Annotated in this window: 18 protein-coding genes; 14 read left to right on the top strand and 4 right to left on the bottom strand. The window is 71.3% G+C overall.

Going from position 1 to position 19,816, the window contains the following annotated elements; all coding sequences use genetic code 11:
* Positions 1-11 precede the first annotated feature (11 nt).
* From IE153_RS06970 to IE153_RS06960, 3 genes are all read left to right on the top strand, one after another.
* Positions 12-905 (top strand): TauD/TfdA dioxygenase family protein, encoded by an 894-nt coding sequence (locus IE153_RS06970; protein ID WP_189588884.1) that lies wholly within the window; start codon positions 12-14, stop codon positions 903-905.
* 121 nt (positions 906-1,026) lie between these two features.
* Positions 1,027-2,409 carry an amino acid permease gene (locus IE153_RS06965; protein ID WP_189588883.1) on the top strand — a complete coding sequence of 461 codons (1,383 nt, stop codon included), beginning with the start codon at positions 1,027-1,029 and terminating at the stop codon, positions 2,407-2,409.
* Positions 2,410-2,543: 134 nt separating this feature from the next.
* The gene (locus tag IE153_RS06960; RefSeq protein WP_189588882.1) at positions 2,544-3,191 is read left to right on the top strand and encodes a superoxide dismutase; all 648 of its coding nucleotides are present in this window, start codon (positions 2,544-2,546) and stop codon (positions 3,189-3,191) included.
* Between the two features lie 124 nt (positions 3,192-3,315).
* Here the strand turns inward: IE153_RS06960 and IE153_RS06955 are convergent, their stop codons facing one another.
* The 3 genes from IE153_RS06955 to IE153_RS06945 are packed head-to-tail and all read right to left on the bottom strand — an operon-like array spanning position 3,316 to position 6,200.
* A complete protein-coding gene (locus tag IE153_RS06955) occupies positions 3,316-4,092 on the bottom strand; it encodes an SAM-dependent methyltransferase (RefSeq protein ID WP_189588881.1) in 777 nt (258 codons plus the stop codon).
* 12 nt (positions 4,093-4,104) lie between these two features.
* Entirely contained in the window at positions 4,105-4,728 is a 624-nt protein-coding gene (locus tag IE153_RS06950) for a histidine phosphatase family protein (protein ID WP_189588880.1), read from the bottom strand.
* On the bottom strand, positions 4,725-6,200 hold the full coding sequence (locus tag IE153_RS06945) for an FGGY-family carbohydrate kinase (RefSeq protein ID WP_189588879.1): 1,476 nt from the start codon (positions 6,198-6,200) through the stop codon (positions 4,725-4,727). Before IE153_RS06945 ends, IE153_RS06950 begins: the two co-directional genes overlap by 4 nt.
* Before the next feature lie 156 nt (positions 6,201-6,356).
* Here IE153_RS06945 and IE153_RS06940 point away from each other — a divergent pair, with 156 nt between their 5' ends.
* The 10 genes from IE153_RS06940 (at position 6,357) to IE153_RS06895 (ending at position 16,307) form a co-directional block, all read left to right on the top strand.
* Positions 6,357-7,778, top strand: coding sequence for an ABC transporter substrate-binding protein (locus IE153_RS06940; protein WP_189588878.1), 1,422 nt, complete (start codon positions 6,357-6,359; stop codon positions 7,776-7,778).
* Between the two features lie 4 nt (positions 7,779-7,782).
* On the top strand, positions 7,783-8,667 hold the full coding sequence (locus tag IE153_RS06935) for a carbohydrate ABC transporter permease (RefSeq protein WP_189588877.1): 885 nt from the start codon (positions 7,783-7,785) through the stop codon (positions 8,665-8,667).
* Entirely contained in the window at positions 8,664-9,488 is an 825-nt protein-coding gene (locus IE153_RS06930) for a carbohydrate ABC transporter permease (RefSeq protein WP_189588876.1), read from the top strand. Before IE153_RS06935 ends, IE153_RS06930 begins: the two co-directional genes overlap by 4 nt.
* Positions 9,485-10,576 carry an ABC transporter ATP-binding protein gene (locus tag IE153_RS06925; RefSeq protein ID WP_189588875.1) on the top strand — a complete coding sequence of 364 codons (1,092 nt, stop codon included), beginning with the start codon at positions 9,485-9,487 and terminating at the stop codon, positions 10,574-10,576. The genes IE153_RS06930 and IE153_RS06925 overlap by 4 nt, the downstream gene beginning before the upstream one ends.
* A complete protein-coding gene (locus IE153_RS06920; protein WP_189588874.1) occupies positions 10,573-11,394 on the top strand; it encodes a DeoR/GlpR family DNA-binding transcription regulator in 822 nt (273 codons plus the stop codon). Before IE153_RS06925 ends, IE153_RS06920 begins: the two co-directional genes overlap by 4 nt.
* A 106-nt stretch (positions 11,395-11,500) precedes the next feature.
* Positions 11,501-12,526, top strand: a complete 1,026-nt coding sequence (locus tag IE153_RS06915) for an ABC transporter ATP-binding protein (protein ID WP_229828884.1) — start codon at positions 11,501-11,503, stop codon at positions 12,524-12,526.
* Positions 12,523-13,554, top strand: a complete 1,032-nt coding sequence (locus tag IE153_RS06910; protein ID WP_189588872.1) for a 2-hydroxyacid dehydrogenase — start codon at positions 12,523-12,525, stop codon at positions 13,552-13,554. The genes IE153_RS06915 and IE153_RS06910 overlap by 4 nt, the downstream gene beginning before the upstream one ends.
* Before the next feature lie 19 nt (positions 13,555-13,573).
* Entirely contained in the window at positions 13,574-14,998 is a 1,425-nt protein-coding gene (locus IE153_RS06905; RefSeq protein ID WP_189588871.1) for an FGGY-family carbohydrate kinase, read from the top strand.
* 26 nt (positions 14,999-15,024) lie between these two features.
* Positions 15,025-16,080, top strand: coding sequence for a glycerophosphodiester phosphodiesterase family protein (locus IE153_RS06900; RefSeq protein ID WP_189588870.1), 1,056 nt, complete (start codon positions 15,025-15,027; stop codon positions 16,078-16,080).
* Entirely contained in the window at positions 16,080-16,307 is a 228-nt protein-coding gene (locus tag IE153_RS06895) for a hypothetical protein (protein WP_031106210.1), read from the top strand. The genes IE153_RS06900 and IE153_RS06895 overlap by 1 nt, the downstream gene beginning before the upstream one ends.
* A 3-nt stretch (positions 16,308-16,310) precedes the next feature.
* Here IE153_RS06895 and IE153_RS06890 read toward each other — a convergent pair whose 3' ends face one another.
* Positions 16,311-16,949 (bottom strand): mycothiol-dependent nitroreductase Rv2466c family protein, encoded by a 639-nt coding sequence (locus tag IE153_RS06890; RefSeq protein WP_189588869.1) that lies wholly within the window; start codon positions 16,947-16,949, stop codon positions 16,311-16,313.
* Between the two features lie 137 nt (positions 16,950-17,086).
* Between IE153_RS06890 and pepN the strand changes: the two genes are divergently transcribed.
* A complete protein-coding gene (pepN, locus tag IE153_RS06885; RefSeq protein WP_189588868.1) occupies positions 17,087-19,666 on the top strand; it encodes an aminopeptidase N in 2,580 nt (859 codons plus the stop codon).
* Positions 19,667-19,816: the final 150 nt, after the last annotated feature.

Genomic DNA, 19,816 nt, shown 5'->3' with positions numbered 1-19,816 from the left:
AGGAACCCGTCATGACCATCGAGATCCACAAGGTCACCGCGAACATCGGCGCCCGCGTCGAGGGCGTCGACCTCACCCGGCCCCTCGACCAGGAGACCTCCACCGCCCTGCGCGAGGCGCTCAACGTCCACAAGGCCCTGGTCTTCGACGCGGAAGGCCTGGACGACGCCGGCCAGCAGGCCTTCGTCCGCCACTTCGGCGACATCACCACCGCCCATCCGACGGTGTCCGCCGTCGACGGCGCCCCGAACGTGCTGCCCGTCGACAGCGAGGGCGGCCGGGCCGCCAACCACTGGCACACCGACGTCACCTTCGTGCTGAACCCGCCGCAGGCCACCAGCCTGCGCAGCATCACGGTTCCGCCCTACGGCGGCGAGACGCTGATCGCCAGCTCGGCCGCCGCCTACCGCAACCTGCCGGAGCCGCTGCGCAGCCTCGCCGACACCCTGTGGGCCGAGCACACCAACGACTACGACTACGCCGTCCCCGAGGAGGACGTCGACGAGGAGCAGGCCGCCCGGCGCGCCCAGTTCACCTCGATCAAGTACCGCACGGTCCACCCCGTGGTGCGCGTCCACCCGCTGACCGGCGAGCGCGGGCTGTTCATCGGCGGCTTCGCCCAGCGGATCGTGGGCCTCTCGCCCGGCGAGTCCCGCAAGATCCTCGACCTGCTCCAGGCCTACGTCACCCGGCCGGAGAACGTCCTGCGCCACCGCTGGTCGCCGAACCAGCTCGTCCTGTTCGACAACCGCATCACCCAGCACTACGCCGTCGACAACTACGACGGGCGGCCCCGGCGCCTGCACCGGGTGACCGTGGCCGGGGACATCCCCGTGGGGATCGAGGGCAAGGAGAGCTACGCCATCGAGGGCGACGCCTCGCACTACTCACCGCTCGCCGCCTAGCCACACAGAGCGACGCGACCGTCCGGATAGTGGGATGCCTCTTCGTGTGAGCGGAGAGGCATCCGAGACTGGCGGCGTTTTTGCCCTCGTACGCCTCTCACGCATAGGACGAGCCGCGCCCATGCCCAGCAGCACCACCACGGGGACCCCGTCCAGCACGGACGACACCTCCCTGTCTCACGGCCTGAAGCAGCGCCACCTGTCGATGATCGCCCTCGGCGGGGTGATCGGAGCCGGTCTGTTCGTCGGCTCCGGCGCCGGTATCGCCGCGGCCGGCCCGTCCATCGTGGTCGCCTACGCCCTCTCCGGTGTCCTCGTGATGCTGGTGATGCGGATGCTCGGCGAGATGTCGGCCGCGTATCCGTCGTCGGGGTCGTTCTCGGCGCACGCGGAGCGGGCGATCGGCCCCTGGGCCGGATTCACCGCCGGCTGGTCCTTCTGGGTGCTGCTGTGCACGGCCGTCGGCCTGGAGGGCATCGGCGCCGCGAAGATCGTCAGCGGCTGGCTGCCGGGCACGCCCGAGTGGGCGTGGGTCGCGCTGTTCATGGTCGTCTTCTGCGGCACGAACCTCGCGGCCGTGAAGAACTTCGGCGAGTTCGAGTTCTGGTTCGCGGCGCTGAAGGTCGGCGCGATCACCCTGTTCCTGGTGCTCGGCGTCCTGGCGATCCTCGGGATCCTGCCCGGCACGGACTCCCCCGGCGCGAGCCACCTCACGGACTTCCTGCCGAACGGCGGTGAGGGCCTGGTCATCGGCCTGCTCGCGTCGGTCTTCGCCTACGGCGGCCTGGAGACGGTCACCATCGCGGCGGCCGAGTCGGAGAACCCCGTCAAGGGCGTCGCGACCGCGGTCCGCACGGCGATGTGGCGCATCGCGCTGTTCTACATCGGCTCGATGGCCGTCATCGTCACGCTGGTGCCGTGGGACTCCAAGGAGGTCGTGGAGAAGGGCCCGTACGTCGCCGCCCTCGACGAGCTCGGCATCCCGGGCGCCGGCCAGCTGATGAACGTGGTCGTCCTGGTCGCCCTGCTGTCCGCCATGAACGCCAACATCTACGGCGCCTCCCGCATCGCCTACTCCCTCGTCGACCGCGGCCAGGGCCCGAAGGGGCTGGGCCGGGTCTCGGGCGGGGTGCCCCGGATCGCCGTGCTGGCGTCCTCCGTCTTCGGGTTCCTGTGCGTGCTGCTGAGCTACTGGCGGCCCGACGACGTCTTCGCCTGGCTGCTGAACATGATCGGCGCGGTCATCCTGGTCGTCTGGATCTTCATCGCCGTCTCGCAGCTGCGCCTGCGCCGCCGCCTGGAGCGCGAGGCACCCGAGAAGCTGGCCGTGCGCATGTGGGCGTTCCCCTGGCTGACCTGGGTCGCCCTGGCCGGCATGGCCGCGGTCTTCGTCCTGATGGCCCGGGAGCCGGACACGCGGGTGCAGCTGTACTCGACGGGCGGGATGATCCTGGTCCTGGCGGCCGTCGGGTACGGGTGGCAGAGGGCCCGCGCCAAGCAGTAGGAGATCCACCGCCGAAGGCCCCCGCGACACACGCGGGGGCCTTTTGCGTGCCCGGACCACCCGTCGACCCGTTCCTGCTGCTAGCGTGCAGTTGCAAGGCTGTTGCAATAAGAGGTCCGGAGGGGATCCCGCCCATGCCCGTCTACACGCTGCCTGAACTGCCCTACGACTACTCCGCGCTCGCCCCCGTGATCAGCCCCGAGATCATCGAGCTGCATCACGACAAGCACCACGCCGCCTATGTGAAGGGCGCCAACGACACGCTGGAGCAGCTTGCCGAGGCGCGGGACAAGGAGACCTGGGGGGCGGTCAACGGGCTGGAGAAGAACCTGGCCTTCCACCTGTCCGGGCACATCCTGCACAGCATCTACTGGCAGAACATGACCGGCCCGAAGGACGGTGGCGGTGAGCCGCTGGCCGCCGACGGTGTGGGGGAGCTCGCGGACGCCATCGTGGAGTCGTTCGGGTCGTTCGCCGGCTTCAAGGCCCAGCTGACCAAGGCCTCCGCGACCACGCAGGGTTCGGGCTGGGGTGTGCTCGCCCACGAGCCGCTGAGCGGGCGGCTGATCGTGGAGCAGGTCTACGACCACCAGGGCAACGTCGGCCAGGGCGCCACCCCGATCCTGGTCTTCGACGCCTGGGAGCACGCCTTCTACCTGCAGTACAAGAACCAGAAGGTGGACTTCATCGAGGCCATGTGGCAGGTCGTCAACTGGCAGGACGTGGCGCGCCGTTACGAGGCCGCCAAGTCCCGGACGGACGTGCTGCTGCTGGCGCCGTGACGACGGCCCGCCGCTGAGTCGTCCTGCCTCGTGATCGTCTTCTCACCTTTCACGCACGGCAGGCGGTAAGAGGGAGCCCCCCGCGAGGACGTGACTCGCGGGGGGCTTCTGTCCGTTCGCCGCGCTACGGCTTGCGGCCCAGCCCGCCGTGCTGGCCGATCGGCCCGGTCGGCGCGCCCGGCTCGGGATGCCACAGCGGCACCGAGACCACGCCCGGTTCCACGAGCTCCAGGCCCTCGAAGAACGCCTCGATCTGCTCGACCGGCCGCAGGAAGTAGGGGACCGCGCCCGTCTCGTTGTAGGCGTCCTGGGCCTGCTCGTAGGCCGGGTCCGTGCCGCGGGAGCCCTCGTTGAGGGAGAGGTGGCTCCCCGGGGGCAGGCCGGCCAGGAGACGGCGGACCAGGTCGCGGGCCTGCTCGTAGTCGGCCACGTGCCCCAGGATGCCGCTGAGGATCAGGGCCGTGGGCCGGGTGAGGTCGAGGGTCTTCCCGGCGGCCTCCAGGATCTGCTCGGGCTCGTAGAGACTGACCGGCTCGTACGCCGTCGCGCCCTCGGGGGTGGAGGTGAGCAGGGCGCGGGCGTGCGTGAGGACCAGCGGGTCGTTGTCGACGTAGACGACGCGCGACTCGGGAGCGAGGCGCTGGGCGACCTCGTGGGTGTTGTCGACGGTCGGCAGGCCGGTGCCGACGTCGAGGAACTGCCGTACGCCGGCCACCTGGACGAGGTACCGGATGCTGCGGCCCAGGAAGGCGCGGCTGCTGCGGGCGATGGTCACGATGCCGGGGAAGACGGCGGTGTACGCGTCACCCGCCGCCTCGTCCACCGGGTAGTTGTCCTTGCCGCCCAGCCAGTAGTTCCAGATCCGGGCCGAGTGCGGCACCGACGTGTCGATCTGCGTCATGTGCCCATGGTGCTACGGCACATCGGTCTCGCACGGCACATTGAGTGAGAGGAGTGCGGCGGAACCGTCGGGGTTCATGCGCAGTTCGCTGATCGCCGCGTTCCGGAGCCGTGGGAGCACTCTGCGGTACTCGCCGACCGGGATCGACAGCAGGGTGCACAGCACCAGGCGCAGCAGGGTGTTGTGGGCGACGACCAGGACGCGTTCGCCGGGGTGGGCGGCGGCGATGTCCCGCAGGGCTTTCACGCCACGGGCCGCCGCGGCCAGCGGGTCCTCGGCGCCGGGGAAGGAGTGCTCCACCGGGTCGGCCCGGTAGGCCGCGGCCCACTCCGGGTCCTCGGCCTCGAACTCGGCGAGCGTACGGCCTTCGAGCACGCCGAAATCGCATTCACGCAGGTGGGGTTCGCTCTGGGAGGTGAGGCCGAGGGCACGGCAGGCGGGCTCGGCGGTGGCGACGGCGCGGGACAGCGGGGACGTCCAGATCGCGTCGACGGGGTGGGCACCGGCCCACCGGCCGAGGGCCTCGGCCTGGGTGCGGCCGGTGTCGGTCAGGTCGATGTCGCTGATGCCGGCATAGCGGTTCTCCGCGTGCCAGACGGTCTGTCCATGGCGGACCAGCAGGAGGGTCGTACTCATGATGCGGAAGTATCCCGGCTCAGTCGGCTGTGTGCGTGCGCGGCGACCGGCCCGGGCAGCCAGCCGCGGTCCCGCAGGGCGTCCACCAGACGCGCGTACGGCTCGGCGAAGGCGGCCGTGCGGCCGGGGCGGGGTTCGACGACGGTCCGGACGCGGACCATACGCTCGGCGACGTCCGCGAGCGTCGCACCGGACCCCGACGCCCCGTACGCGGCGAGCGCCGCCATGCCCAGGGCCGGTTCCGTCTGCTCGGGGACGCGGGCCGGGCGGCCCAGGATGTCGGCGCGCAGCTGGTTCCAGTAGGGGCTGCGGGCGCCGCCGCCGGTGAAGGTGAGCGGGCCGTCGAGGGGAGCGCCGAGGTGGTGCAGGTAGTCCAGGCACAGGCGTTCGGCGAAGCCGACGCCCTGGAGGAGCGCGGCCCACAGATCGGCGCCCTCCGCGGGGTCGCCCAGGATCAGCGGGGTCGCCTCCGGCGCCCGGAAGGGGAACCGCTCCCCCGGTGACACCAGCGGGTAGGCGACCGCACGGGACGGTTCGTACGCCGCCGCCCGCGCGTCCATACCGGCCGGGTCGGCGTCGGGGAAGCGCGCCGAGAGTGCCCCGGCGCCGACGCTCGACGCCCCGCCGGGCAGCCAGGTGCCGTCGGGGGCACGGTGGTTGTAGACCACGCCGGAGGGGTCGCGGACCGGGTCGCGGGCGGCGCCCTTCAGCACGAGCGTGGTGCCGAGCACCGAGTTCCAGGAGCCGGGCCGCAGCGCGCCCGACGCGATCTGGGCCGCGCAGCCGTCGGTCATCCCGGCGAACACCGGTGTGCCGGCGGGGGTGCCGGTGGCGTCGGCGGCGGCCGGGCCGACCTCGCCGAGGCGCGTCCCGGGGCGGACGACGTCCGGCAACAGGCTGTCGGGCACGCCCAGTCCGTCCAGGGCGGCCCGCGGCCAGCGGTCGCCGTCGAGGTCGTAACCCGTCTTCAGGGCGTGGCTGGAATCGGCCGGGGGCGGCTCGCCGGTGAGGCGGGAGACGATCAGGTCGGGCTGATGCGCCAGGCGCAGCGAGCCGCCGCCGTACTCCCCGAGCAGCCACAGCGCCTTCGGCAGCGCCCAGGTGTCCTGGACGGCGAGCCCCGCCCGCCGGGCCCGCGCGGCCTCGGCCTGGGCCCGCCCGTCGTCGTACATCAGCGCGGGGCTCACCGGACGGCCGGAGCCGTCGGTCAGCAGGACCGTGCCGGAGGTGCCGCACACCGCGAGTCCGCCGACCCGCAGGCGCGGGGGCGCGGAGCCGAGGGCCGCCCTGGACGCCGTGCACAGCGCCGCCCACCACCGCAGCGGGTCCTGTTCGTGCCGCACGCCGTCCCGCCGCCCGGTCAGCGGGGCCGAGCCGCTGCCGAGAACCGTGCCGTCGGCGGTGACGAGCAGCACGCGGACGCTCTGCGTGCCGAGGTCGATACCCAGCCAGCCCGCACCCTCGTCCACCATCCGGAACCTCCCGTGCCGTCGCAGCCGGATCTGTGAACTTCTCACTGTGCCCCGATATTTTCCCGTGCGCGAGGGATTGACGCCCAACTTCAGCCGTTCCACCCTCTGTTAACGAGTCGACTCGACGTGTTAACCAGGCTCCACGCGGAGGTACGGATGGACACGCACGTGCACGACCGCCGGCGCTTCCTCGCCCTCGCCGCCGGGGCGGCGGCGGCCCCGTTACTCGCGGCCTGCGGCGCCGGTTTCGGCGGGAACGACGACAAGAGCGACGGGTCGGCGGCGGACGACGTCACCGGTTCCTTCGACTGGAAGCGGGAGAAGGGCACCACCGTCAAGGCCCTGCTCAACAAGCACCCGTACACGGACGCCCTGATAGCCGACCTGAAATCGTTCACCGAGAAGACCGGCATCAAGGTCGAGTACGACGTCTTCCCCGAGGACAACTACTTCGACAAGCTCACCGTGGACCTGTCCAGCGGGCGTGCCTCCTACGACGTGTTCATGCTCGGCGCGTACATGGTGTGGCAGTACGGGCCGCCGAACTGGCTGGAGGATCTCGGCCCCTGGATGCGCAACTCCTCGGCGACGGGCGCCGAATGGGACCAGGCGGACTTCTTCCCGAACCTGCTCCAGGCCGACCAGTGGTCCCTGAAGGCGGGCGCGCCGCTCGGGCAGGGCGGGCAGTACGCGCTGCCGTGGGGCTGGGAGACCAACGTCGTCGCCTACAACACCGAGCTGTTCGGGAAGCTCGGCGTGAAGCCGGCCGAGACGTTCGACGAGCTGACCGAACTCGCCGGGACCATCAAGCGCAAGGCGCCGGGCGCCGGCTACGACGGGATGTACGGGATCGCCGTACGCGGGTCCAGGAGCTGGGCCACCATCCACCCGGGCTTCATGACGATGTACGCCCGCAACGGGCTGAAGGACTTCACCGTCGACGGCGGCAAGCTCACCCCCGCCATGAACAGCCCCGAGGCCGTCGCCTTCACCGAGGACTGGGCCCGCATGGTCAAGCAGGGCGGGCCGCCGTCCTGGACGTCGTACACCTGGTACCAGTGCTCCAGCGACCTGGGCGCGAAGAAGGCCGGCATGCTGTTCGACGCCGACACGGCCGCCTACTTCCAGGCGGTGAAGGGCGCGAGCCCCGCCTCCGGGAAGATCGCCTTCCACCCGGGGCCGAAGGGGCCCGGCGGGTCGCTGGCGACCAACATGTGGATCTGGTCGCTCGGCATGAACGCCAAGAGCAAGAAGAAGAGCGCCAGTTGGCTGTTCCTGCAGTGGGCCACCGGCAAGGAGCACCTGCGCAGGAGCGCGATCGCCCACAACCACATCGACCCGGTGCGCAAGTCCGTCGCCGACGACGCCGCCTACAAGAACAAGATGCGGCACCTGCCGGGCTTCCTGGAGACCTTCGAGACGGTCGTCGACCAGACGAAGATCCAGTTCACCCCGCAGGCGCAGTTCTTCGACGCGACGACCAGCTGGGCGGCGGCCCTCCAGGAGATCTACGGCGGCAAGGGCGCGAAGTCGGTCCTGGACGGGCTGGCGGACGACCTCGCCGGCAAGGTGGGTTAGAGCGATGGGGTGGCGGCTCACCCTGCGCCCGTACCTCCTGATCGTCCCGGCACTGCTGCTGACCTGCGGGATCCTCTACCCCTTCGGACTCGGGCTGTACTACACGCTGTTCGACTTCTCGGCGAGCAAACCGCAGCCGGACATGGTGCGGTTCGAGAACTACAGAGCCGTCTTCACCCAGGAGGCGTTCTGGAACTCGGCGTGGGTGACGGTGCTGTACGCGGTCGGGGCGGCCCTCACCGAGACCGTGCTCGGCGTGGCCGTCGCCCTGCTCCTGTACCGCTCGTCCCTGCTGGGCCGGATGCTGGAGAAGATCCTGATCCTGCCGCTGATGATCGCCCCGGTGATCGCGGCGATCATCTGGAAGCTGATGCTCCAGCCGTCGGTCGGGGTGGTCAACCACCTGCTCAAGCCCTTCGGGCTGGGCGGGGTGCAGTGGACCGACACCCCGACGGGCGCGCTGCTGTCGTCGATCGCCGTGGACGTGTGGGTCTACACCCCGTTCGTGGCGATCCTCGCCCTCGCCGGACTGCGGTCGCTGCCCACCTCCCCGTTCGAGGCGGCGGCCGTGGACGGCGCGGGGTGGTGGTACACCTTCCGGCGCCTGACCCTGCCGATGCTGTGGCCGTACGTCCTGGTCGCGGTGATCTTCCGGTTCATGGACTCGCTGAAGGTCTTCGACATCATCTACGCGCTCACGGAAGGCGGCCCGGGCGACTCGACCGTCGTACTCCAGATCCGGGCATACCTGGAAGCCATCCGCTTCCAGCGCTACTCCTTCGGGATCTCCTACACGATCGTCCTGTGGGCCGTGGTGTACCTGGCCGCGATGGTGCTGGTGAAACACCTGGGGAAGATCCAGCGGAAGGCCGCGGAGGTCACCACATGAGGAAACGCCTGGGGGGATGGCTGTGCGACGCCGCCCTCGTCCTCTACTTCGTCTTCGCACTGTTCCCGATCGCCTGGATGGTGATCCTGTCGCTGAAGCCGACCGACCAGCTCTTTTCCACCTACTTCTCCTTCTCCCCCACCCTCGACGGCTACCGGACCGTCCTCGGCGACAGCGAGGGCATCCCGTTCGTGCGGTTCTTCGTCAACAGCCTGGTGGTGTCGGTCGGGGCGGTCGTGCTGTCGCTGGTGGTGGGGCTGCCGGCGGCGTACGCCTCGGCGCGGTGGCGGTTCAAGGGCTCCGAGAACCTGATGTTCACGCTGCTCTCGTTCCGCTTCGCACCCGAACTCACCGTGATCATCCCGCTGTTCGTGCTCTACCAGAAGCTCGGTCTCTTCGACACGTACGTCGGCATGGTGTGGGTGCTGCAACTCGTCACGCTGCCGTTGATCGTGTGGATCATGCGGTCCTACTTCGCCGATCTGACACCGGAGCTGGAGCAGGCGGCCCTGCTGGACGGCTACACCCGCAAGCAGGCGTTCTTCAAGGTGGCGCTCCCGCTGGTCAAGCCGGGCATCGCGGCCGTGTCGCTGCTGGCGTTCATCTTCGCCTGGAACAACTTCGTCTTCCCGCTGATCCTCACCTCCAACGAGGCCCAGACGGTGACCGTGGGCGCCCTGTCGTTCCTCGGCGGGGACCGGCCCAAGTACAACCTCACGGCCGCCGCCGCGCTGGTCTCGGTCGTACCGCCCCTGCTGCTGGCGCTGACGATCCAGCGATATCTGGTGCGCGGCCTGTCGTTCGGGGCGGTGAAGTCGTGATCCGGTTGAGCGGGATACGCAAGGCGTACGGGAAGACGCTCGCGCTCGACGAGCTCGAACTGGAGGTGCGGGAGGGCGAGTTCTTCTGCCTGCTCGGCCCGTCGGGCGCGGGCAAGACCACGACCCTGAAAACCGTCGCCGGGCTCGAACAGCCCGACTCCGGCACGGTCGTGCTCGACGGCGAGGACATGCGGGGGGTCGAGCCGTACGACCGGGGCGTGGCGATGTGCTTCGAGAGCTACGCCCTCTACCCGCACCGCTCGGCCTACGACAACCTCGCCTCGCCGCTGCGCTCGCCCCGGCACCGGCTGCCCGCCGGCGAGGCCCGGCAGCGGATCGGCGCGATCGCCGAGCTGCTCGGCATCTCCGGGCTGCTGGACCGGCCCGTGGGCCAGTTGTCCAACGGCCAGCGGCAGCGGGTCGCCCTCGGCCGGGTGCTGGTCCGCCCCGCCCGGGCCTTCCTGCTCGACGAGCCGCTCTCCCACCTCGACGCCAAGCTCCGCCAGCAGATGCGGGCCGAGCTGAAGGCGATCGGGGCCGTGCAGCACACCACCACCCTCTACGTCACCCACGACTCGGTCGAGGCGCTCGCGCTCGGCGACCGGATCGGGGTCATCCGCCAGGGCCGGATCGTGCAGACGGGCACGCGGGAGGAGATCTGGTACCGACCCCAGGACACCGAGGTCGCCCGGGCCTTCGGCCGGCCCCGGATCAACCTGCTGCCGGGAGTGGTGACGCAGAGCGGCGTGCGCGCGGACGGCGGTGTGGAGCTGCCGGTCCGGGCCCGGGCCGCGCCGGGCACGGAGGTACTGGTGGGCCTACGCCCCCGGGACCTCGCCCTGCACGGCGGCGAGGGCCACGAGCTGACCGGGACGGTCTACGTCACCGAGGTGCTCGGCCGGTCCGTCGAGGTCACCGTGCGTCTCGGCACCGGGGAGCAGCGGGTGTCGCTGGTGGCCCCCCGGGCCGACGCGGCGCGCCTTCGTGCGGACGATCCGGTACGGCTCGTGGTCCGGCCTGAGAACCTGCTGCTGTTCGAGGCCGACCGGCCGGAGCGACCGGGACGACGGATAGAGACACAGCCATGAGCGGCAACAGCAGTGGTGGACAGCAGGGGCCCGCGGCGCGGCAGGCCGCCATGGCCGAGCAGGTGCTGGCCGACGGCTCGGCCACGGCGGCGGAGCTCGCCGAGCGGTTCGGGGTGAGTCTGATGACCATCCACCGGGACCTCGACGAGCTCGAACGGCAGGGCATCGTACGGAAGTTCCGGGGCGGGGTGACCGCGCAGCCGTCGGGGGTCTTCGAGTCGAACGTGCAGTACCGGCTGAAGAGCATGCGGGCCGAGAAGGCGGCCGTCGCCGAGCACGCGCTGCGGATGGTCGAGCCCGGGATGGCGATCCTGCTGGACGACTCCACGTCCACGCTGGAGATAGCCAGGCGGCTGCGCACGGCCGAGGTCACACCGCTGACGGTCGTCACCAACTTCCTGGAGGCCATCAACCTCCTGTCCGACCAGCGCGGCATCCACCTGATGGCGCTGGGCGGCGACTACGACCCGCTGCACTCCTCGTTCCTCGGGGTGTCCTGCGTGGAGGCGGTGCAGCAGCTCCGGGTGGATGTGTGCTTCGCGTCGACGTCGGCGGTGCACGGGGGTTACGCCTACCACCAGGAGCAGCACATCGTGTCGGTGAAGCGGGCGATGCTCGACGCGGCGGCACGGAACGTCCTGTTGATCGACCACACCAAGCTCGGCCGGGTCGCCCTGCACCGGGTCGTCCCGCTGTCCCGCTTCGACACGCTCCTCGTGGACGACGGGGCGTCGCCGGAGGCACTGCGGGATCTGGACGAGCACAAGGTCCGTTACGAGGTTTGCGGCACGCCTGCCCGCGGCCTCGGCGCCGGCTGAAAGCGCCCTGGAGGCGAACGAGCCATGAAAGGGGACGGCCATGACGGGAACGGGACTGGAGTTACGTGAGCTGCGGAAGACCTACCGGTCGCGAGGGCGGCCTTCCGTGGACGCCGTCCGCGGGATCGACCTGACCCTGCGGTCCGGGGAGCTGCTCGGGCTGCTCGGGCCGTCCGGGTGCGGCAAGTCGACCACCTTACGGATGATCGCCGGGCTGGAGCCCGTCACCGGCGGGGACATCCTGGTCGGCGGGACGTCGGTCGTCGAACGGCCCGCCCAGCAGCGCAACATCGGGGTCGCGTTCGAGAACTACGCGCTGTATCCGCCGCTGTCGGTCGCGGAGAACCTGGCCTTCGGGCTGAAGGCCCGCCGCGGGGCCGCCCGCGGTTCCCGGGGGGACGTCGAGCGCAAGGTGAAGGACATCGCCGAGCGGGTCGGCCTGACCGACCTCCTCGGCGCCCGCCCGGCCGGCCTCTCCAGCGGCCAGAAGCAGCGCGTCTCCCTGGCTCGCGCCCTGATCCGCGAACCCGACGTCCTGCTCCTCGACGAACCCCTCTCCCACCTGGACGCGGCCCAGCGCGACTCCACCCGCCGGGAACTCAAGCGCATCCAGAAGGACCTGGGCCACACCACGATCCTGGTCACCCACGACCAGGAGGAGGCCCTCTCCCTCGCCGACCGGATCGCCGTGATGAAGGACGGCGTCATCCAGCAGCTCGGCACGCCCTACGAGATCTACGACAGTCCGGCCAACGTGTTCGTCGCGGACTTCGTCGGCGAACCGGCGATCACCCTGCTGCCCGGCATCGCCGGCGACGGCCACGCCCGGCTCTCCGACACGGTGCGGATCGCGCTGCCGGTGCCGGTGGACGAGGGCCGGAAGGTGGTCGTCGGGATCCGCCCCGAGGACGTCCGCCTCACCGCCGAGGGCGGTCTGCCCGCCCGGGTCGTCGCCCATGAACCGCTCCTGGAGTCGGGCCTGGCGACCCTCGCCCTGGACGGTGTCGAACGGCATCTGGTCGTCCTCACCGACCCCGAGGTACGGCTCGCGCACGACGAGCGGGTCCGGGTCGCCGCCGACCCCGGGCACACCCATGTCTTCGACGCCGAGACGGGAGCTTCCCTGCGATGACTGACGGAAACAGCGTGCGTGTCGTGGCCGCCGGTGACCACTTCGTCCTGCCGTCGCTGATCGCACGGGCGGTGGAGCACGAGGTGGAGCGGGCGGACGTCCGGGAGCTGACACTGGGCTGGCCGCTGGAGCCGTTCGGGCCGGTCGCCGAGGTGCAGGAGGCCAGTGACGCCGAGGACGCGATGATCGAGGCGCTGGCCGGAGCGGAGGTGCTGGTCACGCAGATGGGCCCGGTCACCGGGAAGGTCCTCGCCGCCTGCCCGGATCTGAGGCTGGTCGTGGTCTGCCGGGGCGGGCCGGTCAACGTCAACCTGGACGCGGCCAAGGACCACGACGTGCGGGTGTGCTTCGCGCCGGGCCGCAACGCCGCCGCCACCGCCGAGTTCACCGTGGGAATGATGCTGGCCGCCCTGCGCCGCATCCCCCAGGCCCACGACCCGCTCGTCCGGCAGGGCAGCTGGGAGGGCGCGACGTACTACACCTACGAGCGGAGCGGACTGGAGCTGGAGGACCTGCCCGTCGGTCTGGTCGGGTACGGGGCCGTCGGCAGCCGGGTCGCGCGGGTGCTGTGCGCGTTCGGGGCCCGGGTGATGGTCCACGACCCGTATGTGCACGGCGAGATCCACGGCCTGCGCGTGACCTCGCTGGACGACCTCCTGCGCCGCTCGCAGGTGATCACCCTGCACGCCCGGCTCACGCCCGAGACGCGGGGGCTGATCGGCGCCCGGGAGCTGGGGCTGCTGCCGTCCGGCGCGGTGGTGGTGAACGTGGCCCGGGGCCCGCTGCTGGACGAGGGCGCGCTGTGTGACGCGCTGGAGAGCGGGCGGCTGTCGGCGGCGGCTCTGGACACCTACGAGCGGGAGCCGCTGCCGGCTGGGTCCCGGCTGCTGGGACTGGCCGAACGCGTGGTCCTCACCCCCCACTTGGGCGGGGCGTCGCGGGCGGTCGCGGAGAAGGCCGCCCGGATCGCCGCCGAAGAGGTGGGCCGCTGGGTCCGCGGGGAGCCGCTCGCGCACTGTCTGACCTGAGGACCCGGAGGAGAGCCGCATGTACGTCGGAATCGATGTGGGCACGTCCATGGTCAAGGCGGCGGCCTTCGACGCCACGGGCCGTGAACTCGCCGTGGCGTCCCGCCCGGTGAAGCTCTCCCTGCACGGCGGGGTCGTCGAGCAGGACATGGAGGAGGTGTACGGGGCGGTCGTCGCCGTGCTCGGGGAGGTCACCGGGCGGGTCCCGGAGCCGGTGGAGCTGGCCGGGCTCACCGGGCAGGGCGACGGGGTGTGGCTGGTCGACGGCGAGGGCCGGCCGGTGCGGCCCGCCGCCTCCTGGATGGACGGGCGGGCGCACGAGCTGGTCGACCGGTGGCTGGCGGACGGCACGTTCGAGTCGGTGTTCCGGCGGACGGGCAGCGCGATGTTCCCCGGCTGCCCGGGCCCGCTGCTGGCATGGCTGGACCGGCACGAGCCGAAGGCACTGGACACCGCGAAGGCGGCCCTGTACTGCAAGGACATGGTGTTCCAGCGGCTGACGGGGGCCGGCCCGGCGACGGATGTGTCGGACGCGTCGATGCCGTTCCTGGACCCGCGGACCCGGACGTACGACGACCGGGTCGTCGAGCTGCTGGGGCTGGCGCACCGCCGGGATCTGCTCGCCCCGGTCAGCGACCCGGTCGCGACCGCCGAGGCGCGGGGCGAGGGCCTGCCCTCCGGGACCCGGATCGCGAACGGGCCCTACGATCTGCCGGCCTGCGCGCTGGGCGCCGGGGTGACGTCCCCGGGGGACGGTCTGCTGATCGTCGGGACCTGTCTGGCCAGCCTGGTCGCCACCACCGAGCTCGAGCTGAGCGGCGAACCGGCCGGCCTGTACATCTCCACCGACCGGCCCGGGCACTGGCTGCGCGCCATGCCCGCGATGGTCGGCACGGCGGCGCTGGACTGGGTGCTGTCGACGACCGGCGTGCGGCACGACGAGGTGGACGGCCTGCTGGCCGGGACGCCGCCGGGCGCGCACGGCGTCCGTGTGCTGCCGTACTTCGCGCCCTCCGGCGAACGAGCGCCCTTCGTGGAACCCCGTCTGCGCGCCGAACTCACGGGCGTCTCGCTGGAGTCGACCCGGGGCGATCTGGTCCGCGCCACCTGTGAGGGCATCGGGTACGCGGCCCGCCACTGCCTGGAGGCGGCGGGCCTGGCCGGGAGCCTGGCCGTCTGCGGCGGCGGCACCCGCAGCTCCGCCTGGATGCGGCTGCTGGCCGATGTGCTCGGGCGGCCGCTGCGGGTCGTGGAGGGCGAGGTCGGCGCCCGGGGCGCGGTCCTGGCGGCGGCCGAGCGGTACGGGGTCGGGCTGGACGCGCGGGCGTGGACGAAACCGACGGCGGTCGTCGAGCCGGACCCGGAGCGGGCCGCGTTCTACACGAGCGGCTACGCGGAGCACCTGGACCGGCTGGCGCAGGCCCGGGACCGGGCCCGCAAGTGAACCTGTCTTCGACAAAGGGGAGTTGCATGCAGCTCGGACGGAGATCCCTCCTGCTCGCGGCGGCCGCGGGAACCGCCACGGCCGGCACGGCCGGCACGGCCGGCGCCGCACCCCGCAAGGGCGGCGGCCTGGTCGTCATCGGCCACCGCGGCGCGGCCGGCTGGCGCCCGGAGCACACGGCGCCGTCGTACACGTACGCCGTGCAGACCGGGGCCGACTGGATCGAACCGGATCTGGTGCCGACGAAGGACCACGTGCTGGTGGTGCGGCACGAGAACGAGATCTCCCAGACGACCGACGTGGCCCGCCGGCCGGAGTTCGAGGGCCGCCGTACGACGAAGACGGTCGACGGGCGGGCCGTCACCGGCTGGTTCACGGAGGACTTCACGCTGGCCGAACTGAAGACGCTGCGGGCGGTGGAGCGGCTGCCGGCGGTCCGCAACCGCAACACCGTCTTCGACGGGCGGGAAGAAGTCATGACCTTCCAGGAGGTCGTGGATCTGGCGCGGCGGCTGTCGCGGGAGCACGGCCGGACCGTCGCAGTCTTCCCGGAGACCAAGCATCCGACGTACTTCCGCTCGATCGGCCTGCCGTTGGAGCCGAAGCTGGCGGCCGTGATCCGCCGCAACCGGCTCGGCCGGCGCGAGTGCGTCGTGCAGTCCTTCGAGCCGACGAGCCTGAAGCGGATCGCGGCGGAGCGGCTGGGCGTGCCGCTGTGGCAGGCGCTGGGCACGACGGGCGGGCCGTACGACCTGGTCGCGGCCGGTGATCCGACGACGTACAAGGACATGATGAGCCCGGCGGGACTGGCGCGGATCGCCGCGTACGCGGACTGGATCGGCCCGGACAAGGTCTCGCTCGCCGGCACGTCGCTCGTCGCGGACGCGCACGCGGCGGGGCTGCGGATCGGTCCGTACACCTTCCGCGCGGAGAACCAGTTTCTGCCCGATCGGTTCCGGCGCGGGAGCGGACCGAACGATTTCGGGGACGCGTTCGCGGAATACGCGCTGTACTACCGCATGGGGGTCGATGCGGTCGTAACCGACTTCCCGGACTTGGCGGTGATCGCGAGGAGGAGCTGATGACGGTGAGCCGGGCGTGCCGGACCTGCGGCACCATGCAGGAGTTCCGGATGTTCAACGCCGCCGAGCGGGCGGCCGTCCGGGCGGAGAAGGGGGCCGGGCACTTCGTGGACGACTACTGGCGCTGCACCGCGGCCGGCTGCCGGTGGTACCAGCGCTACCTCAACCGTGGCGAGGACGGGCTGCTCCCGGAGGAGCTCAGGATCCAGCCCGCCCCCGCCGGGTGAGGCCTACAGGTTGGAGAAGTCCGGCCCCTTGGTGCGGGTGCGCTTGATCTCGTAGAAGCCGGGGACGGAGGCCACGGCGAGGGTGCCGTCCCACAGGCGGCCGGCCTCCTCGCCCTGCGGGGCCGGGGTGACGACCGGGCCGAAGAAGGCGATCTGCTCGCCGTCGGAGCCGGGCACGGCGATGACCGGGGTGCCGACGTCCTGGCCGACCTTGTCGATGCCCTCCTGGTGGGAGGCGCGCAGCTCCGGCTCGTACGGGGTGGAGTCCCAGTGCTCCAGGAGGGACTCGGGCAGGCCGACGTCCTTCAGGGCGGCGGCGACCGTCTCCTTGCCGGGGCCCTCGCCCTGGTTGTGGATGCGGGTGCCGAGCGCGGTGTAGAAGTCGCCGAGGACCTCGGGGCCCTTCTCCTGCTGGGCGGCTATGACGACCCGGACGGGGCCCCACGCCTTGGTCGCCAGCATGTCGCGGTATTCCTCGGGCAGCTCGTCCAGCCGGTTCTCGTTCAGGACGGCGAGGCTCATGACGTGCCAGCGCACCTCGATGTCCCTGACCTTCTCCACCTCCAGGACCCAGCGGGAGGTCATCCAGGCCCAGGGGCACAGCGGGTCGAACCAGAAGTCGACGGGGGTCTTGTCCGACATGTCTCTCCTCAGCAGGAAACCGTTTCTCGGGCAACGCCGGTACGCGCTCCCGTCATTCCCGGCTGCCCCGCGTCAGGGGCACGTGGCAGGATCGGTCCTGTTCAGCCGTACCCCACGACACTTGAGGAGTGCCGCCCGTGCCCGGTGAGAATCTGTCCCGCGACGAGGCCCGGGAGCGGGCCGCCCTGCTGAGCGTCGACGGGTACGAGGTGTCCCTCGACCTGCGGTCCGCGGTCGGTGAGGACCCCGGGGACGGGCCCCGCACGTTCCGCTCCGTCACGACGGTCCGCTTCCGCTGCAACGAGCCCGGGGCGAGCAGCTTCGCGGACCTGATCGCCCCGAGTGTGACGGCCGTCTCGCTCAACGGCCGTGATCTGGACCCCGGAGAGGTCTTCGACGGCTCCCGGATCACGCTGGAGGACCTGGCCGCGGACAACGAGCTGGTGGTCGACGCCCAGTGCGCCTACTCCCGCACCGGCGAGGGCATGCACCGCTTCGTCGACCCCGAGGACGGCGAGGTGTACCTGTACACGCAGTACGAGCCGGCCGACTCGCGCCGCGTCTTCGCGAACTTCGAGCAGCCCGACCTGAAGGCCCCGTACCGCTTCGAGGTACGGGCGCCCGAGGGCTGGACGGTGTGGAGCAACGGCGCCGGTGAGCAGGCCGACGGGGTGTGGCGGTTCGCCGAGACCAAGCCGATCTCGACGTACATCACGTGTGTGGTGGCGGGCCCGTACCACTATGTGACGGACTCCTACACGCGTACCTTCGCGGACGGCACGACGCTGGAGATCCCGCTCGGCGCCCTGTGCCGCAAGGGCCTCGCGCCCCACTTCGACGCCGACGACGTCTTCCTGGTCACCAAGCAGGGCCTGGACTTCTTCCACGACCACTTCGACTACCCGTACCCGTTCGGGAAGTACGACCAGGCGTTCGTGCCCGAGTACAACCTGGGCGCGATGGAGAACCCGGGCCTGGTGACGTTCCGGGAGGAGTTCATCTTCCGCGGTAAGGTGACGCAGGCGTCCTACGAGGGCCGGGCCAACGTCGTCCTGCACGAGATGGCGCACATGTGGTTCGGCGACCTGGTCACCATGGAGTGGTGGGACGACCTGTGGCTGAAGGAGTCCTTCGCGGACTTCATGGGCGCGTTCTCGCTCGTGGGCGCGACCCGCTTCGTCAACGGCTGGATCACCTTCGCCAACCGCCGCAAGGCCTGGGCCTACCGGGCCGACCAGCTGCCCTCCACACACCCGATCACGGCGGACATCCACGACCTCCAGGACGCCAAGCTCAACTTCGACGGCATCACGTACGCCAAGGGCGCGTCGGTGCTGAAGCAGCTCGTGGCGTACGTGGGCGAGGAGGCGTTCCTGGAGGGCGCCCGGCGCTACTTCAAGCGGCACGCCTACGGCAACACGCGCCTCGGTGACCTGCTGTCGGTGCTGGAGGAGACCAGCGGCCGGGACATGAGCGCCTGGTCGCGGTCCTGGCTCCAGACGGCCGGGGTGAACTCGCTGACGCCGCAGGTGCTGCTGAGCGCGGACGGCCGCATCGAGGAGCTGGCGGTGGTGCAGGAGGCCGCCGAGTCCTACCCCGAACTGCGTCCGCACCGGGTGGCGGTGGGCCTGTACCGGGTGACGGACGGCGGTTCGCTGGAGCGGTACGCGCGCGTGGAGACCGACGTCGACGGCGCCCGCACGGTCGTCGCGGAACTGGCCGGCGCCGAGGCTCCCGACCTGGTCCTGGTCAACGACGACGACCTGACCTACTGCAAGATCCGCTTCGACGCGACGTCGCTGGCGACCCTGCGCGAGCACCTGGATGCGATCACCGACCCGCTGGCGCGCGCCCTGTGCTGGTCGGCGCTGTGGAACATGACGCGCGACGCGCTGCTCCCGGCCCGGGACTTCGTGGACCTGGTGCTGCGCTTCGGCGGGCGCGAGTCCGAGATCGGCGTCGTGCAGATGCTGCACGCCTGGGCGGAGTCGGCGGTCACCCACTACACGGCGCCCGCCCGGCGGGAGACGGCCGCGCGGCTGCTCGCCGAGGGCGCCCGGCGCGAGCTGTACGCGGCCGGGCCGGGCAGCGAGCACCAGCTCGCCTGGGCGCGCTTCTTCGCCCGGACGGCCGCCGCCGAGGCCGACTTCGAGCTGCTGCGGGACCTGCTCGCGGGCACGGCCGCCGTCGAGGGCCTCGACCTCGACCAGGAGCTGCGCTGGGTGTTCCTGGAGCCGCTGGCCGCGCACGGGGTCGTCGACGAGAAGGCGCTGGCCGAGGAACTGACCCGGGACGACACGGCGTCCGGCAAGCGCCACCAGGTGCGCTGTCTGGCCGCCCGCCCGTCCGAGGCGGTCAAGGCGCAGGCGTGGGCGCAGGTCGTGGAGTCGGACGCGCTGTCCAACGCCATGGTGGAGGCGACCATCGCGGGCTTCTCCCAGGGCTCGCAGCGGGAGCTGATCGCGCCGTACGCCGGGAAGTACTTCGCGGCGATCGAGCGGGTGTGGGCCGAGCGGTCGATCCAGATCGGCATGCACGTGGTGCAGGGCCTGTTCCCGTCGCTCCAGCAGTCGCGGGAGACGCTGGACGCCACGGACGCCTGGCTGGACGCCCACAAGGAGGCGGCCCCGGCGCTGCGCCGGCTGGTGCTGGAGTCCCGTGACGACCTGGCACGGGCGTTGCGTGGACAGGCGTGCGATGAGGCCTCTGACCAGTAGCTTTGGCCTGAGATCCGGGCGTTCCGCCTTCGTTACGAAATGAGTGCCCCGTGAGCCGTAACCCCTGGTCCGCACCCGAACGGACCAGGGGCTTTCGGCATCCGAACACTCGTCCTTTAGTGCCGGGTTGTCCGTATGTGTCGACGGACC

This window comes from Streptomyces massasporeus, assembly GCF_014648995.1.
GTDB classification, from domain to species: domain Bacteria; phylum Actinomycetota; class Actinomycetes; order Streptomycetales; family Streptomycetaceae; genus Streptomyces; species Streptomyces massasporeus.
This window is presented reverse-complemented; position numbering and strand designations above follow the sequence as displayed.

Bases quoted from the DNA above. Each gene is read 5' to 3' on its own strand.
- IE153_RS06920 (WP_189588874.1), top strand. From the start codon at position 10,573: ATGAGCGGCAACAGCAGTGGTGGACAGCAGGGGCCCGCGGCGCGGCAG.
- IE153_RS06905 (WP_189588871.1), top strand. From the start codon at position 13,574: ATGTACGTCGGAATCGATGTGGGCACGTCCATGGTCAAGGCGGCGGCC.
- IE153_RS06950 (WP_189588880.1), bottom strand. From the start codon at position 4,728: ATGAGTACGACCCTCCTGCTGGTCCGCCATGGACAGACCGTCTGGCAC.
- IE153_RS06890 (WP_189588869.1), bottom strand. From the start codon at position 16,949: ATGTCGGACAAGACCCCCGTCGACTTCTGGTTCGACCCGCTGTGCCCC.
- IE153_RS06910 (WP_189588872.1), top strand. From the start codon at position 12,523: ATGACTGACGGAAACAGCGTGCGTGTCGTGGCCGCCGGTGACCACTTC.
- IE153_RS06940 (WP_189588878.1), top strand. From the start codon at position 6,357: ATGGACACGCACGTGCACGACCGCCGGCGCTTCCTCGCCCTCGCCGCC.
- IE153_RS06930 (WP_189588876.1), top strand. From the start codon at position 8,664: ATGAGGAAACGCCTGGGGGGATGGCTGTGCGACGCCGCCCTCGTCCTC.
- IE153_RS06895 (WP_031106210.1), top strand. From the start codon at position 16,080: ATGACGGTGAGCCGGGCGTGCCGGACCTGCGGCACCATGCAGGAGTTC.
- IE153_RS06970 (WP_189588884.1), top strand. From the start codon at position 12: ATGACCATCGAGATCCACAAGGTCACCGCGAACATCGGCGCCCGCGTC.
- IE153_RS06935 (WP_189588877.1), top strand. From the start codon at position 7,783: ATGGGGTGGCGGCTCACCCTGCGCCCGTACCTCCTGATCGTCCCGGCA.
- IE153_RS06955 (WP_189588881.1), bottom strand. From the start codon at position 4,092: ATGACGCAGATCGACACGTCGGTGCCGCACTCGGCCCGGATCTGGAAC.
- IE153_RS06945 (WP_189588879.1), bottom strand. From the start codon at position 6,200: ATGGTGGACGAGGGTGCGGGCTGGCTGGGTATCGACCTCGGCACGCAG.
- IE153_RS06960 (WP_189588882.1), top strand. From the start codon at position 2,544: ATGCCCGTCTACACGCTGCCTGAACTGCCCTACGACTACTCCGCGCTC.
- IE153_RS06965 (WP_189588883.1), top strand. From the start codon at position 1,027: ATGCCCAGCAGCACCACCACGGGGACCCCGTCCAGCACGGACGACACC.
- IE153_RS06900 (WP_189588870.1), top strand. From the start codon at position 15,025: ATGCAGCTCGGACGGAGATCCCTCCTGCTCGCGGCGGCCGCGGGAACC.